This window comes from Enterobacter sp. CCUG 70166 (assembly GCF_020224095.1).
Classification (GTDB): Bacteria; Pseudomonadota; Gammaproteobacteria; order Enterobacterales; family Enterobacteriaceae; genus Enterobacter; species Enterobacter intestinihominis.
Genome location: NZ_NRIQ01000035.1, coordinates 1 through 14,238, shown reverse-complemented (window position 1 = coordinate 14,238; position 14,238 = coordinate 1). Strand labels below are relative to the sequence as shown.

Below are 14,238 nucleotides of genomic sequence, written 5' to 3'. Positions count from 1 at the left end.
CCTTAATATGCACGCAGAGTTTTAAATACCGATGCCAGCTTGCTGGCGTCTTTAATGCCCGGTTGGGACTCTACGCCTGAATTGAAATCGAGGCCGGCGCAGCCGGTTTTGGCTGCTTTCACACAGTTATCGGGGCTTAATCCCCCCGCCAGCAGGACATTGTCCAGCACTTCGCCACGCAGCAGTGACCAGTCGAAACGCTGCCCCGTGCCGCCCTGGCCGTTGTCGAGCACGTATTTATCAACATGCCTAAGGTTACGCGCGGGCAGGATGGCGCCAACGCTTTGCGCTTTCCAGATCTGAACCTGAGGTGCCAGAACATGTCGCAGAGCATCGATGTATGTCTGATCTTCATCGCCATGTAGCTGAACCGCGCTCAGGGATAACGCGTCCGCTTTCGCCGCAACGTCGTTAATATCCGCATTGCGGAACACGCCCACGTAGCTCAGTGGCGCAGCCGCAATCACCTTGCGCGCCTGTTCTTCATTAACGGCGCGAGGAGAGGACTCAACAAAGATCAGACCACCATAGATCGCGCCCGCCTCATACGCGGCCTGCGCATCCTGCTCACGGGTCAGGCCGCAAACTTTGTTCTCACCCAGCAGCACGCGGCGCACGGCCGCATTAAGATCGTCGTGTTCCATCATCGCGGAACCGATCAGGAAACCGTTGGCAAAGTGGCTGAGTTCGCGCACCTGAGCGTAGCTGTTGATTCCGGATTCGCTGATCACCGTGACGCCCGCACCCAGACGCGGCGCAAGCTGGCGCGTACGGTTGAGGTCAATCGACAGGTCGCGCAGGTCGCGGTTGTTAATGCCGACCACTTTGGCTTCCAGCGCGATGGCGCGCTCCAGCTCCTCTTCGTTGCTCACTTCGGTAAGCACGCCCATATTCAGGCTGTGCGCGACGGCGGAGAGCTGGCGATACTGTTCGTCATCCAGCACGGAGAGCATCAGCAGGCAGGCATCGGCCTGGTAAAAGCGCGCCAGCCAGATCTGATACGGGTCGATAATAAAGTCTTTGCACAGAATAGGCTGCGGCGCGATGCCGCTGACTACGGGCAGAAAATCGAAGCTGCCCTGGAAATATTTCTCATCCGTCAGCACAGAAATGGCAGACGCATGATGCTTGTAGATACCGGCAATACGCGCCGGGTCGAAATCGTCACGGATCACGCCTTTGGACGGAGACGCTTTTTTACACTCCAGAATAAACGCGGTACGCGCGCCCTGGAGGGCATCATAGAAACGACGGCTGCTCGGAACGACGTCATTCTGAAAACTGGCGAGCGGCTGCTGTTGCTTACGGGCTTCCACCCAGATGGCCTTATCGGCGACGATTTTCGCTAAAACGGTCTGCATTATTTACCCTCTTGCCGCAAGTGCGGTAACGCGATCGTAAGCTGCACCGGAGCGCAGTACGTCCAGAACTTTTTGGGCGTTGGCTTTCAGATCTTCCTCGCCATGTAAACGCATCAGCATGGCTACGTTGGCCGCCACGGCGGCCTCATGGGCGGCCTCACCTTTACCTTGTAATAAGCGCGTGAGAATGTCACGGTTTTCTTCCGGCGTGCCGCCCGCCAGGGCGTCCTGATGGTACGGGGTCAACCCGAAATCAGCGGCCTCAAGCTGATAGTTCAGCACTTCGCCGTTATTCAGTTCGGCCACCAGCGTGGGCGCATGCAGGGAAACTTCATCCATCCCGCCGCTGTGTACCACGGCGGCGCGTTGGTAACCGAGGACGCGCAGCGTCTCCGCAATCGGCAGGACCAGCTCCGGACTGTAAACGCCAATCAGCGCCAGCGGCGGGTGCGCCGGGTTAATGAGTGGACCGAGCACATTAAACAGTGTCCGGGTTTTAAGCTGCTGGCGAACGGGCATCGCGTGGCGGAAACCGGTGTGATACTTCGGCGCAAACAGGAAACAGACACCCAGGTCATCCAGCGCTTCACGGGAACGCTCGGCGTTCATGTCCAGGTTGATACCGAAAGCCGCCAGCAGGTCGGACGATCCGGAACGGCTGGACACGCTGCGGTTGCCGTGCTTCGCCACTTTCAGTCCGCATGCCGCCGCCACAAAGGCGCTGGCGGTCGAAATATTGATGCTGTTGCTGCCGTCGCCACCGGTCCCAACGATATCGGCAAACGGATAGTCCGGGCGCGGGAACGGGGCAGCATTTTCCAGCAGCGCGGTTGCCGCACCGGCGATCTCCTGCGGGCTTTCGCCGCGCACTTTCATGCTCACCAGCGCAGCGGCCAGCTGCTCAGGCTTCAGCTCGCCGCGCACGACGGCGGAGAAAAGCTGGTGGCTCTCCTGCTGGCTCAGGGTCTGGGCCTGATACAGTTTTTCCAGAATCGGTTGCAGGGTGTTGGTCTGCTCCAGCTTTTGCAGCGCCCAGTTGAGCGTTTGCTCCAGCAGGCGCGCGCCGTTAGACGTCAGGATAGATTCCGGGTGGAACTGCATCCCGCAGACGCGATCCGCATCGTGACGTACCGCCATCACCATCCCTTCAAACGAGGCGTTAATCGTCAGCCCGGCCGGAATATTGCTGCCGACCAGTGAGTGGTAACGCGCCACCGGAAGCGGGTTCGGCAGACCGGCAAACATCGCCTGACCGTCATGTTCAATGCTTGACGCTTTACCATGCAGGATCTCCCCCGCCTGACCCACGTAACCACCGTAGGCTTCGACAATCGCCTGGTGGCCGAGGCAGATGCCGATAATCGGCAGCTTGCCGCGCATACGGGTCAACAGCTCAGGCATACAGCCCGCTTCGCTCGGTGCGCCTGGCCCCGGGGAGAGCATCAGCACCGGGTTTTGCATGGTCGCCAGACGGTCAATCAGCGTCTGGGCCGGAACGTGGTTGCGATAGATAACGACGTTGTGCCCATTCGCACGCAGCTGATCTGCCAGGTTGTAGGTAAAGGAGTCGATATTATCGAGCAGCAGAATGTCAGCCATCAGAAAATCTCCTGTGCATGGTGTGCGGTAGCAATGGCGCGCAGTACCGCGCGCGCTTTACTGCGGGTTTCGTCGGCTTCCGACTGCGGAACAGAATCCAGCACAATCCCGGCCCCGGCCTGGACGGTAGCAATGCCGTCCTCAACGTAGGCGGAGCGAATCACGATGCAGGTATCGAGGTCACCGTGAGCGGTGAAATAGCCCACCGCGCCACCGTAGCTGCCGCGACGGCGGCCTTCAGCTTCGGCAATCAGCTGCATGGCGCGGACTTTCGGCGCGCCGCTCAACGTGCCCATGTTCATGCAGGCGCGGTAGGCGTGCAGGACGTCGAGGTCGTGGCGCAGCTCACCCACCACGCGGGATACCAGATGCATGACGAAGGAGTAGCGGTCGACTTTGGTCAGGTCTGCCACATAGCGGCTGCCCGGCGTACAAATACGCGCCAGGTCGTTACGTGCCAGGTCAACCAGCATCAGGTGTTCGGAGAGCTCTTTGTGGTCGGTACGCATTTCCAGTTCGATGCGGCTGTCGAGATCGCGGTCCAGGGAGCCATCGGCACGACGGCCGCGTGGACGGGTTCCCGCTATCGGGTAGATCTCAATCTGGCGGCTGGTGGCGTCGTACTTTAGGGAGCTTTCCGGTGACGCGCCGAACAGAGTGAAATCATTGTCCTGCATAAAGAACATGTACGGGCTTGGGTTGCTCTTTTTCAGCACATCGTAAGCCGCCAGCGGCGACGGGCAGGGCAGTGAAAAGCGACGGGACGGCACCACCTGGAAAATCTCCCCGGCACGAATCGCTTTTTGCATCTGACGGACCACCGCGCCGTACTGATCGTCGGTCTGACTCACCTCGCAGGTCATCTTTTCAACACGCTGCACCGGGAGCGCGGGCGGTGCTTCTGACATCTGCTGTTGCAGTTGGCCGATGCGCTGCGCGAGGCGATTTTTCTCAGACACAGATGGCGTGAACAGGCTGGCCTGAATGCGGGTGTATTTTTTCTGATGGTCGATCACCAGCAGGGTTTCGGCCAGGTAGAAACAGTAGTCCGGGCAGCGGTTACCCTGCTCGGTTTCCGGTAAATCTTCAAAGCCAGCAACCAGGTCGTAAGCAAACAGCCCGCCAAAGAACATTGCTTCGCGCTCATCTTCCGGCACTTTGACCAGATTTTGCAGCAGGCGGAAGGCGTCGAAAACGGAGAGTGAGCAGAGGCGGGCATCTTCATCCAGCAACTGGCTTACCGGCGGGAAATGCAGAATTCGCAGGTCCGGATGACGCTCATTTTCAATGCCTGAAGGCAGAGCCGCATCCAGCAGCGGCAGCAGCGACGCACCATTCTCGGATAACGCCTTAATAGTGACAGTGTCACCCGCTGCGGTAATGCGCAGCGCGCTGTCAACCAGCAGCAGGCTTTTGAGATCGTCCTTGCTGTCGATATCAGCAGATTCCAGCAGCAGCGTCGCAGGACGTGCACCGCACACCTGATGAAAGAGCGCGGTAGGGTTATGGCGATAGGCCGCCTCGCAGGTCAGCAGTTCGAGGTGGGGTTTGGCTGTTTGCATGTTGTTATTCTCATATTCTGTTCAAAAAAAAGCCCGCTTGGGAGCGGGCCGGGTATCTGTTTGCTTTTCGCAGACGCGTGACACTGCCCGAAGATCAGGAAGTACGCCACCAACCGTGCAGAGCGAAATGTGCTGTCATTTTCAGATACCTTTCTCGTGTGAACTTGCGTACTAGTTAACTAGTTCGATGGCGTGTTGTCAACCCCTGATTTCAGTATTTCGCGGTAAGTCGGTATCATAGGTGCTTCGGATGTCTCCAGACTGTTATGGGAAGTGCTTTGAGCGATACCACCTACGCCGTAATTTATGATTTACACAGCCATACGCAGGCTTCAGATGGCCTGCTGACGCCCGAAGCCCTGGTCCATCGCGCCGTTGAAATGCGTGTCGGCACGCTGGCAATAACCGATCACGACACAACAGACGCCATCCCCGCCGCGCGCGCCGAGATTGCCCGAAGCGGGCTGGCGCTAAATCTGGTGCCCGGGGTCGAGATCTCCACGCTCTGGGAAAACCACGAAATTCATATCGTTGGCCTGAATATTGATACAGAACATCCGGCAATGTGCGCATTTTTGCAAGAACAAAAAGCACGACGCAATCAACGCGCGGAGTTGATAGGCGAACGTCTTGAGAAGGCGCATATCCCCGGTGCGCTGGAAGGTGCGCGCAAGCTGGCGAACGGTGGGGCGGTCACGCGCGGCCATTTCGCCCGTTTTCTGGTTGACGCCGGTAAAGCGACGACCATGGCGAATGTGTTTAAAAAGTATCTGGCGCGCGGGAAAACCGGATACGTTCCTCCCCAGTGGTGTACAATAAAACAAGCTATTGATGTGATTCATCATTCTGGTGGTAAGGCCGTATTGGCCCATCCGGGGCGGTATAATCTTTCTGCTAAATGGCTGAAAAGGTTGCTGGCCCACTTTGCCGAATCCGGCGGTGAGGCGATGGAAGTTGCCCAGTGTCAGCAGGCACCCAATGAGCGTTCGCAGCTCGCGACCTACGCCCGTCAGTTTGGTCTGCTTGGGTCACAGGGTTCAGATTTCCATCAGCCCTGCGCGTGGATTGAACTGGGGCGCAAGCTCTGGTTACCCGCGGGCGTTGAGCCTGTCTGGCAGCTCTGGGAACAGCCACAGCAAATTGAAGAGAGGGAAGTATGAGTCAGTTTTTCTATATCCATCCGGATAACCCCCAGCCACGTCTGATTAATCAGGCCGTGGAGATCGTCCGCAAAGGCGGCGTTATTGTCTACCCAACCGATTCTGGCTACGCGCTGGGCTGTAAAATTGAGGATAAAGGGGCGATGGAGCGCATCTGTCGCATCCGCCAGCTGCCGGATGGCCACAACTTCACCCTGATGTGTCGCGATCTCTCTGAGCTGTCGACCTATGCTTATGTTGATAACGTGGCCTTTCGCCTGATCAAAAACAACACGCCGGGTAACTACACCTTCATTCTGAAGGGGACAAAAGAGGTGCCGCGTCGTCTGTTGCAGGAAAAACGTAAAACCATCGGCATGCGCGTGCCGTCGAACCCGATTGCCCAGGCGCTACTGGAAACCCTCGGCGAGCCGATGCTCTCCACATCGCTGATGCTGCCGGGCAGTGAGTTTACCGAGTCCGACCCGGAAGAGATCAAAGATCGTCTGGAGAAGGTGGTGGAGCTGATTATTCATGGCGGCTATCTTGGCCAGCAGCCGACCACCGTGGTGGATCTCACCGAAGACGCGCCAGAAGTGATTCGTGAAGGCGTGGGCGATGTTAAGCCTTTCTTGTAAGGGTGTAAGAAGATATACTACGCGGCCATCAAAGCAGGGCGTTGCCCTGTTTTTGACCTGATTCGACGCCTGTGAAGGCGCACAAGATAAATATTAAATCTTTTGCAATCAATTAGTTAATGTGTCTCGGTTAATGGTTATTACCAGCTTGTGTGACAGCCATTGGCTACATCTCGACTCTCATCATGTATGTACACGTTTCCCTACCATTCCTGTCTTCGTTGGTACTGTTCCTTACTTGGTATTAATACGACAAATTGGAAAGCCTCATCGATTCTCTCGCTCAAAGACAACGCTCATTTGTCGAAATTATGCTTGATAGTAAACGCGAAGACTATCCCATCTGGAACAATACCTAACTGTAATTATCCTCTCATCATATGCACGTGTTAGAACTTCCTGTTCCGGAAGCTGGAATACATCATCAGATAGCGTTTCAGATTGCGTAATGTCATCAGATTCATTAGCGTTTGTGGTCGCATCCTTTTGTTGCGAATGTAGTACAGGGTGAAAAGCTGATATTTTTTACTCGATACGTCTAATTTTGCTTTGTGCTTCCGGTAAAAATCCAGATAACCTGAAAACTTACGTCCTGAGCAGGTGATGCGGACCTCACCGTGATTGACATATAGCACCTGAGTTATCACGTCCAGTTTGAAAGGATCGCCATAGGTTTCAGCCAACCGGTAGAATGCATCATAATCCTGAGCGGCGGTCAGGTGTTCATCAAACAGAACCTGCTGCATCCGGCTGGTTAAAGTAAGCATCTGGTTGCCGATAATATTCCGCTTATCAAACAGGTTCTTTTTATAGGGAGGTTTAGGGTAAACCTGTAATTCATTAAGGTGCTTGTATCCGGTGCTGTCGCAAAGGTAATCATCAGCGTATAAGAAGCTGTGCTGTTGAAGTTTATGTTGGCAGGCAAGAAAGGAGGACAGGCGTGTCGGCAGCCATTCATCATCATCATCCAGACCCGTTATCAGATATCCCTTGGCCATTCGTATCGCCTGATTCCGGACGGCACAGGCTCCGGAATTAAATTCATTGCGGATGTAGGTAATGCGCGGGTCATTCAGATCGGCGATATAAGTCTGAAGTTTATCAAATGACGATGAGAAATCATCGATAATAATGAGTTCCCAGTGTGTATAATCCTGTTTCAATACTGATTGTATAGCCCTGATCGTCAGTGTTTCACGGTTCCAGGTAGGCATATAGACGGAGATGAGCGGTCGGGATGAAAGCGTGTCGCTGCTAATATCCACACGCTCTGTCAGTGCCCCAGTAAAAGTAGCTTTTTGTATGTCACTCCCTGAAAAGTCCACTCCGGTACAGTTCGCGTGACTGAAAATCGCCCCTTCCGTTTTACAGTGGCTGAGATTTGCCCCTTTCAGAGAGGCATATGAGAAATCGGCTCCCCGAAGATCGCTGAACGAAAGATCGCAACCCGATAAATTAATATTACGCAAGTTAAACCTCCTAAGATCCATAAACCGCAGGTCCGAACCTGCCAGATCCGACTGGTGACGAGGGTTCTTAAGGTCAATGTGATGATATTTCAGCAGTTTTTTTTGAATTCTATTTTTGCTGTTCATGTTCAGCTTACTGTGAGTATCGATAATAAATTAGGCTTGCAGTTAATCACTCCCCATATCATTCTGCAATTGTACCCATTCATTTTCAGAAATATTCCCAAAGACAAACTGACGTTATGTAACATTTGTTTATAGTCGTCTGGCGTTCGCCAAGGATGGCAAAACTGCCAACGTCAGCACATTCAAACTTTTCATGGTGATCACCATTCTAAAGAAAACTCCTCTGTTAAATCGTCCTGCACGTCCTGACCGTACCCGATGTAATACATGGTTGAACGTGGATCTGTCTGCCCCAGGAAATGGGCGATAGTTTCAATAGCTACACCATTTTCGAATAGGATTCGCCCCCGACTTTTTCGCGGCGTATGGCAGCCCACGTTAGAGAATCCGGCTCTACGTCCCATCTTCCCAAATTCAGTGAATACCGTGTTACGGGTTACGGCTTTGCCTCTGCTACGAAGATCGCCCTTGCTAAAGATGAAATCCGTCTTCACTGGCATATCGGCTTGCTCTGCCTTACGTTGCGCTACGGCTGACAGCATCGCGGCTGTCACCTTTGGCCTCACTACGTTTCCGGTTTTCTCCTGCTTCACCTTAAGGTGAGATTGCCCTTCTACATCTTCGTACCGGAGTTTGAGCACATCAGAGATACGTAGACCGCTTTCATACATAAACACCCACAAGCAATAAAACAGGTTGCTTCTGGCGTTGCGCTGTAGCTCTGCTGCTACTGCCTTAACTTCGTCTGCACTCTTTAGCGCCTGACTAATACCTTTCATCTTTACCCCTCCTTATGTTCGTTTCGGTGAAAACATCATTGATCAGAAATTGATCATTTTCAACAGGTTGTACGATACGTATGTTTAAGAAGAGCACAAAATGATCAAAATGTGTGCGCGGTTGCTTGAGTTGCTTAACGGCGTGATCGAGGCCGCCCCAATTCTGCCGCCTGTCAGTACCGAATATCTGTAACTAATTGAAAAATAAAAATAAATTAAATTTCATCAATGATTCATAAAACTGTGGTTATGTCAAGAAATTTATTTTCTATGGTGGGGTGTTACCCCTGTTCGCACGGTGAAGTGATGGAAAAGTGTACTGAATAAGTTAAATCAACAAGTTACAGAATACACTTTTCTAATGTGTATCGAAGCGGGGCGATATTGCACGATAGATGATAATAATTCTCACCTGAGTTGATTGCATCAAGAAATGATTAGAATGCTAATTAATTGGCGGGTTTTGGCATGGAAAAAGAAACATCGTTTCAATTTAGAAAACTCGTTCAACGAATCTGGCACGGGTGCAAAGTAGTTTTCATGACAAATGGCGCTGTATTCAGCACTACACAACGGTTTGGCTAAACTGATCATTCTGACAATGAAAGTGAACAATCTACTTTAGCTTACATTTACCCAGGATCTTTACCTGTCATTTAAGATAGGTTTTGACGTTATTAATGTGGGGTTTCGATAGGGATAACCTAATATTTTCCTCTGGCTGTTCTTAGGATTGTTGCATGTGCGATTCGTTGGGTGAAGGGCTGAAAGTGACGTTTTGTCACTCTCGTAATATACGGGAAAAACCCGTATGTTCAGATGTTGGTTAACTGGATATACAGGAAAAACCCGTATGTCTGCATGATGACATACAGGAAAAACCCGACTATGTGACGGAGCGTCACACATACTAATCGTCCTATCTGTGACGTTATGTCACACTTACAAACTACTTCTGTGACGTTATGTCACACTATAAGACTACTTAATTATAATACTAAGATCTATAAGACTATGTTTGTGGATTTGACCTTTTGCGCTGGTCGCAAAGATCATTTGCCTGGCGTCAATCGCCGTCACTCCTGGCAAGCAGCCTTACTTCGCTTCCTTTCGGGCTACGTTGGCTGAAGGTCTGATCGGTACTTTGGATAACCCTCAAATTGAGGTGTATTTGCACCTGTGATAATCGGATAGCCATCAAATTGAGGTGTATTTGCACCTGTGATAATCGGATAGCCATCAAATTGAGGGATAAACTCAAGATATAACCCTCAAAATGAGGGATAGATTGGCAGGATAACCCTCAAATTGAGGTGCTATACAAAGAGAGATCTAAAAGCGATCTCTAAAAGAGAGCTTTTAGAAGATCTTGTGAAAGATTCGCTTTGCTGGCGTGTGTCGCCTGGCAAGTGACCTGATTCGCCTTTGGGTGGCTACTCGGTCAGCCGCTCACGACGCAGCGATCAGCGCATCTGTCTGTGATTGTGCCAGGGCTTCGCCCTCGTGAAACGAGGCACAGAAGCTATGCGCCGTGTGCGCAATGTCTTTCGGCATAACTTCTGCCTGTCTTCCATGCTCCGCATTTCATCCATGCAAAGTTAGCCCACGGCTAAGGCTTCACTGGTCGCTGATAGCTCCAGTTCATCCAGCCTCAATCCAATACCATCACCTACTATCCTGATAACTAACGTTATCCCTCAGTAGTTGTGCTATTGGTTTCGGTAAGTGCCAGAGGGCGGAAGTGATGCGAATAGAACGCCTCAGACGCGCTGTAAGCGGTTTTGAGATGGTAGGGAATGCAGATACTACTGATATCACAAAAGCTCTCAGAACGCGATACAGGAGGTTTTGTTAGTGTGAGAAGGGGTTGAACAAATAGCCTGAGTGTGTTAAAATTTTAATTCACTTAATTTTGAAATTAGCTATTGACTTTGAAATCATTTCATGTTATAGTAAGTTTTGTCGGGTGAGGAAAGCATTCATCCCGTCATCTTATTAGGCATCCAGCCTGACCCAAACAATCCAAATCACACCGCACTATCAGGCAACGTTAATAACGTTCTCCCCTGGACGGTGTTTTCGTTTATCTCACGCAAGGAGAATCAACATTAAGTATTTTAATCCAGAACTTGTCTTCGAGGCTTTGAAAACTGGAGACAAGACCCGCAAGGCACTTAACAGCCAGCGAGCAGCAGCACAGCGTCAAGGATATTTGGAACACGCTGAAAGATTGCGTAAAGGAATCGAACTTTACGATCAATGGAAAGCTGAACAGGCTGAAACCACCGCCAACGAATAAACCAGAAGGAGAAACCATATGAGCGACATTATAAACTCAACCCCAAAGGGGAAGGCATTCACTACTCTGAAAATTGATGATTCAACGTTTCAAGCCCTTTTTAAGGCAGCGAGAGCGCAGAGAATTACCGTAAGAGAATACATTCTTTCTATTCTTGACCAGCACGCGGAGAAATTAACAGAGGGCAAGTGATCCCAAACTCACCTATTAACCGCGCAAGCGGTGACGACAAACAAGGAATAATAACCAATGACCAAAATAAAATACATCGATACTAACGATTTCGATTATGTTCCATCTGAAACAGCATTTCTCGAATGCACCAGGATCACCAATCTGAAATCAGGCATTACAGAGTCACTCACAAACAATGACAAAGATTTTTACGTCAGGATGCGGCATCGCTACTATTACTTCGTGAAAGAGTTGGGCGGTACTTATTACGATAACGTCGATCAGCTTGGTCAAAGTATTGGTGTCAGCCCAGCAACGGCAACACGTATTGTTGCAAAGCTGAGAAAGATCGGTCTTATTTCCAGTGATAATCCAAAGCGATCCAATCAATGGACTGTTACACCGCTCACGCCGGAAAACTTCCTCTTAGAACGTGATCGTAACGCGCTGGAAGATAAAGCCGATCCTGATTGGGTGGATTGTCTGAAACATCCAGTTTTTGGCAATGCCAAAGAAGACGTAGCGCCAGAGGTGCAGGAAGAAAAGCAACCTGTTCCAGAAGCCGATCCGATGTGCGAGTTTGACGATATGCCGGAAGAAGAAGCGCCAGCGCCGGAAAAAGTGGAGCCAACACCGAAGCCAAAGCCCACGAAGAAACCAACGCCAAAGAAAGCACCAGCCAATCAGCAAGCCATTTCCCCATTCGAGTTTAAAACGCCACGAGACGAACGTTTTGATGGGTTAGCCTTTGAAAGGTTAAACGACGCATCTGATCGCTTCTTAGTTTTCCAGGATTACGATCTGCCATACCTCGTGTTATTCGAAAGTCAGGGGAAACTAACCAACCCAGCCGCAATAGAACATTTGAAAATGAAGAGGAATCTCTTCGAAATAACAGGGCGCTTGTAGCCATTTTAACCAGGAGGACTAATTGATACAATACTTAGTGAAATACGGCGTTGACCGTATTCAGATTAATGACGCTGGAAAGCGTGTGTTAGAAACCCTGCATTACTTCTATAAATCCAAACCGACAAAGATCAGCTACGGTGACATTATCGAACGTTCTGGATGTTCGCAAGGTGGTGTGATGTTCTGGCTACATTCTCTTAAATCTTTCGGTGTGATCGATTTTAAAGAAGCTGGACATCTCGACATAACAATAAAATCTATGATCTCGGATTATGAGATCATTTATTCGAACGACTAAATAACAACAATCGGGAAACTTTTATGATCATCGCTATGTATTGGTTATTTGCATTTTACGCAGTATGGACATTAACGAGAAAACACGGAAGTTTCCCTCTACGAGGAATGAATGGGACGAAAAGAACGAAGTAACATTGTTAGAATCGAAAAAGCCACTCGCGCCAGCAAACGTAAATACACCTCTTCTCTACAAGACCTCGCAAGAGAGTCTATTCCAGGAGAATGGATCACCGAAATAATAGAATACCCTGCAACGGTGCCCGTAGGGGCAGAGTTTGAACTATTGCAGGATGTTTTATCGTCAACGGATAACGTCTTCTATAAACCACGCCGCCGCCGTGAATACCGTGTTGATTCATCGAATCTTAAGAAGTGGCAGCTATACGCAGAAAACTATATTGACTGGGTGGGATATTCCCAAACTAACGGCTTATCTCACCACATACAAGATTTTGACATTCTCTTTGACGACAAGGAAAACAACAATGAATAATAAAACTTTGGACATCGTGAACAACGTGAACACCCTAATTAACTCTTTCCACGATATTTGGCATTTACCAACCCTACAGCTTGTTAATAAGGCGTGGCGTGAGAGAACGCCCTCCGTGCTCCTGGAGGCGGTGCAATACACTGAACAGGCAATCACTGCCCTTGAACACTGGTATGCTGCTGTAGAGCACCTGGTGCAGATGAACGGGGATACCGTCACCGTGGATCAGGCGTGGCGCATTGCCAATGATATGGAGGAGCTTGCCCTCGCTATGGAACACACCACCGTTGAACTCGGAGAGCTTGCCATCCAGATCGCGGAAGAATGCGCATAACATAAAAGTTACGAAATGCCTTGACTTATTGTGCTATTTATGTCATAATTAGAGTTATAGGGTAAGAATTCGAATCACTTCTCCCTCCTGAATGCCGTTTCCCATAGCGGCACTCTTTCCATTCGAATGTTCTCTCTGAAAGTGTTGGTTCTTTCTTCTTTGTCTTGTTTAGTTCCGAAGGAATGCGCGGGATGTAATGTCTCGTTGTGTTGGTATTGCATCGCAATCACCGCGCATCTCCGACTTTTTCAGAAAGGGCATTCGCTCTTTACTCATTCATTCCGTTAGGGTGAATGTAGTCAGACTGAATAAATGCCGTCAGTGGTAGTTACGTTCAGGCTGGCAATCTCTTATTACTATTCCAGTGGTGATATTGAGATTCCATTCCCACTTCTCGCCATGACAGAAGGGCTTCTGTTTTGAAGTGGGAGCAATGACGGGCGATCCTTCTTCTGTTATTCGTAACAGTTGCGCCCTTCATTATTTTAGATGTCATTCTTTAACATCATGATCCTCCGAAACGAAAATGATTTTAACAGAATGCTTTCTAACAAGGGCATATCTCCTGGCGACTTCGGTCGCCTTTCTTACGCTCAATGCGTAACAGAAAAGTTAATAAAACGCGAAGGAACAACATGTTTCTATTAAATAACAAATCGCGTGTACTCAAATATAAAAATGATGTTCTCACCGTCAATCCTCAGATGATTGAGATGGTGGCTCAGTATGCTGGTTGTTCGGTTGATGAAGTGATCAAAGCGATGGATACGTATTTTCCTGACGAATCACCAAAACAAGAAACAACTATTCAGGATTTGATTGCACGTAAAGTAAATAAGGAATCAACCAAACAATGATTATTGACCTATCAGAAGTCTTTCCGGTACGTAAAAGCTACACAGATATTGTGAGTGCTGCGACCGACAATTTTGCAGCAGTAGACAGTAAAGTGTTTGCTTCTCTTCCTGCTGATGTGCAGTGCGGCGATGTGCTCGATATCACTGGCGCTCTCTATACCTCTGGGAATGTGGCTTTGAAGTGGTCAACAAAAAC

Annotated in this window: 15 protein-coding genes, 2 pseudogenes and 1 other annotated feature; of the genes and pseudogenes, 10 read left to right on the top strand and 7 right to left on the bottom strand. The window is 50.0% G+C overall.

From position 1 onward, the window contains the following. Nucleotides 1-2: 2 nt before the first annotated feature. From trpCF to trpL, 4 genes are all read right to left on the bottom strand, one after another. A complete protein-coding gene (gene trpCF / locus CKK19_RS14250) occupies nucleotides 3-1,361 on the bottom strand; it encodes a bifunctional indole-3-glycerol-phosphate synthase TrpC/phosphoribosylanthranilate isomerase TrpF (RefSeq protein ID WP_225455164.1) in 1,359 nt (452 codons plus the stop codon). Nucleotides 1,362-1,364: 3 nt separating this feature from the next. Next, nucleotides 1,365-2,960, bottom strand: a complete 1,596-nt coding sequence (gene trpD, locus CKK19_RS14245; RefSeq protein ID WP_022648332.1) for a bifunctional anthranilate synthase glutamate amidotransferase component TrpG/anthranilate phosphoribosyltransferase TrpD — start codon at nucleotides 2,958-2,960, stop codon at nucleotides 1,365-1,367. Continuing rightward, on the bottom strand, nucleotides 2,960-4,522 hold the full coding sequence (locus CKK19_RS14240) for an anthranilate synthase component 1 (protein ID WP_063853504.1): 1,563 nt from the start codon (nucleotides 4,520-4,522) through the stop codon (nucleotides 2,960-2,962). Before CKK19_RS14240 ends, trpD begins: the two co-directional genes overlap by 1 nt. 23 nt (nucleotides 4,523-4,545) lie before the next feature. Continuing rightward, nucleotides 4,546-4,640 (bottom strand) — a sequence feature (Trp leader region). Next, on the bottom strand, nucleotides 4,617-4,661 hold the full coding sequence (trpL, locus tag CKK19_RS14235) for a trp operon leader peptide (protein ID WP_071524153.1): 45 nt from the start codon (nucleotides 4,659-4,661) through the stop codon (nucleotides 4,617-4,619). (Overlaps the previous feature by 24 nt.) A 139-nt stretch (nucleotides 4,662-4,800) precedes the next feature. On the opposite strand from trpL, the gene rnm reads away from it, so the two are divergent. Beyond that, complete coding sequence (gene rnm / locus CKK19_RS14230; protein ID WP_032622438.1) at nucleotides 4,801-5,682, top strand: RNase RNM; 882 nt, start codon at nucleotides 4,801-4,803, stop codon at nucleotides 5,680-5,682. Further along, nucleotides 5,679-6,299 carry an L-threonylcarbamoyladenylate synthase gene (locus CKK19_RS14225; RefSeq protein ID WP_003856793.1) on the top strand — a complete coding sequence of 207 codons (621 nt, stop codon included), beginning with the start codon at nucleotides 5,679-5,681 and terminating at the stop codon, nucleotides 6,297-6,299. Before rnm ends, CKK19_RS14225 begins: the two co-directional genes overlap by 4 nt. Nucleotides 6,300-6,688: 389 nt before the next feature. On the opposite strand, the gene wcaA is transcribed toward CKK19_RS14225, so the two are convergent. The 3 genes and pseudogenes from wcaA to CKK19_RS14210 all read right to left on the bottom strand — a co-directional run bounded on the left by wcaA (nucleotide 6,689) and on the right by CKK19_RS14210 (nucleotide 8,673). Further along, nucleotides 6,689-7,558 carry a colanic acid biosynthesis glycosyltransferase WcaA gene (wcaA, locus tag CKK19_RS14220; protein WP_072201505.1) on the bottom strand — a complete coding sequence of 290 codons (870 nt, stop codon included), beginning with the start codon at nucleotides 7,556-7,558 and terminating at the stop codon, nucleotides 6,689-6,691. Nucleotides 7,559-7,591: 33 nt separating this feature from the next. Continuing rightward, nucleotides 7,592-7,894, bottom strand: a pseudogene (locus tag CKK19_RS14215) (pentapeptide repeat-containing protein); the annotation flags it as partial. A gap of 200 nt (nucleotides 7,895-8,094) precedes the next feature. Continuing rightward, nucleotides 8,095-8,673, bottom strand: coding sequence for a tyrosine-type recombinase/integrase (locus CKK19_RS14210; RefSeq protein ID WP_063853503.1), 579 nt, complete (start codon nucleotides 8,671-8,673; stop codon nucleotides 8,095-8,097). 2,143 nt (nucleotides 8,674-10,816) lie between these two features. Between CKK19_RS14210 and CKK19_RS14205 the strand changes: the two genes are divergently transcribed. The 8 genes and pseudogenes from CKK19_RS14205 to CKK19_RS14170 all read left to right on the top strand — a co-directional run. Then, nucleotides 10,817-10,972 carry a hypothetical protein gene (locus tag CKK19_RS14205; RefSeq protein ID WP_154815138.1) on the top strand — a complete coding sequence of 52 codons (156 nt, stop codon included), beginning with the start codon at nucleotides 10,817-10,819 and terminating at the stop codon, nucleotides 10,970-10,972. Nucleotides 10,973-10,990: 18 nt separating this feature from the next. Continuing rightward, complete coding sequence (locus CKK19_RS14200) at nucleotides 10,991-11,164, top strand: hypothetical protein (protein ID WP_169810607.1); 174 nt, start codon at nucleotides 10,991-10,993, stop codon at nucleotides 11,162-11,164. A 57-nt stretch (nucleotides 11,165-11,221) separates the two neighbouring features. Further along, the gene (locus CKK19_RS14195; protein WP_063854413.1) at nucleotides 11,222-12,055 is read left to right on the top strand and encodes a hypothetical protein; all 834 of its coding nucleotides are present in this window, start codon (nucleotides 11,222-11,224) and stop codon (nucleotides 12,053-12,055) included. Nucleotides 12,056-12,077: 22 nt separating this feature from the next. Then, on the top strand, nucleotides 12,078-12,356 hold the full coding sequence (locus CKK19_RS14190; protein WP_063854412.1) for a hypothetical protein: 279 nt from the start codon (nucleotides 12,078-12,080) through the stop codon (nucleotides 12,354-12,356). Between the two features lie 111 nt (nucleotides 12,357-12,467). Further along, complete coding sequence (locus tag CKK19_RS14185) at nucleotides 12,468-12,851, top strand: hypothetical protein (RefSeq protein ID WP_023306400.1); 384 nt, start codon at nucleotides 12,468-12,470, stop codon at nucleotides 12,849-12,851. After that, complete coding sequence (locus CKK19_RS14180) at nucleotides 12,844-13,185, top strand: hypothetical protein (RefSeq protein ID WP_023306399.1); 342 nt, start codon at nucleotides 12,844-12,846, stop codon at nucleotides 13,183-13,185. The genes CKK19_RS14185 and CKK19_RS14180 overlap by 8 nt, the downstream gene beginning before the upstream one ends. 635 nt (nucleotides 13,186-13,820) lie before the next feature. Next, nucleotides 13,821-14,042, top strand: a complete 222-nt coding sequence (locus CKK19_RS14175; protein WP_023304372.1) for a hypothetical protein — start codon at nucleotides 13,821-13,823, stop codon at nucleotides 14,040-14,042. Beyond that, nucleotides 14,039-14,238 (top strand): annotated as a pseudogene (locus CKK19_RS14170) (hypothetical protein); the annotation flags it as partial. The gene CKK19_RS14175 and the pseudogene CKK19_RS14170, both read left to right, overlap by 4 nt.

Excerpts from the sequence above, each read along its gene's own strand:
- trpCF (WP_225455164.1), bottom strand. The coding sequence starts at position 1,361 with ATGCAGACCGTTTTAGCGAAAATCGTCGCCGATAAGGCCATCTGGGTG.
- trpD (WP_022648332.1), bottom strand. The coding sequence starts at position 2,960 with ATGGCTGACATTCTGCTGCTCGATAATATCGACTCCTTTACCTACAAC.
- CKK19_RS14240 (WP_063853504.1), bottom strand. The coding sequence starts at position 4,522 with ATGCAAACAGCCAAACCCCACCTCGAACTGCTGACCTGCGAGGCGGCC.
- CKK19_RS14225 (WP_003856793.1), top strand. The coding sequence starts at position 5,679 with ATGAGTCAGTTTTTCTATATCCATCCGGATAACCCCCAGCCACGTCTG.
- CKK19_RS14210 (WP_063853503.1), bottom strand. The coding sequence starts at position 8,673 with ATGAAAGGTATTAGTCAGGCGCTAAAGAGTGCAGACGAAGTTAAGGCA.
- CKK19_RS14200 (WP_169810607.1), top strand. The coding sequence starts at position 10,991 with ATGAGCGACATTATAAACTCAACCCCAAAGGGGAAGGCATTCACTACT.
- CKK19_RS14195 (WP_063854413.1), top strand. The coding sequence starts at position 11,222 with ATGACCAAAATAAAATACATCGATACTAACGATTTCGATTATGTTCCA.
- CKK19_RS14185 (WP_023306400.1), top strand. The coding sequence starts at position 12,468 with ATGGGACGAAAAGAACGAAGTAACATTGTTAGAATCGAAAAAGCCACT.
- CKK19_RS14180 (WP_023306399.1), top strand. The coding sequence starts at position 12,844 with ATGAATAATAAAACTTTGGACATCGTGAACAACGTGAACACCCTAATT.
- CKK19_RS14175 (WP_023304372.1), top strand. The coding sequence starts at position 13,821 with ATGTTTCTATTAAATAACAAATCGCGTGTACTCAAATATAAAAATGAT.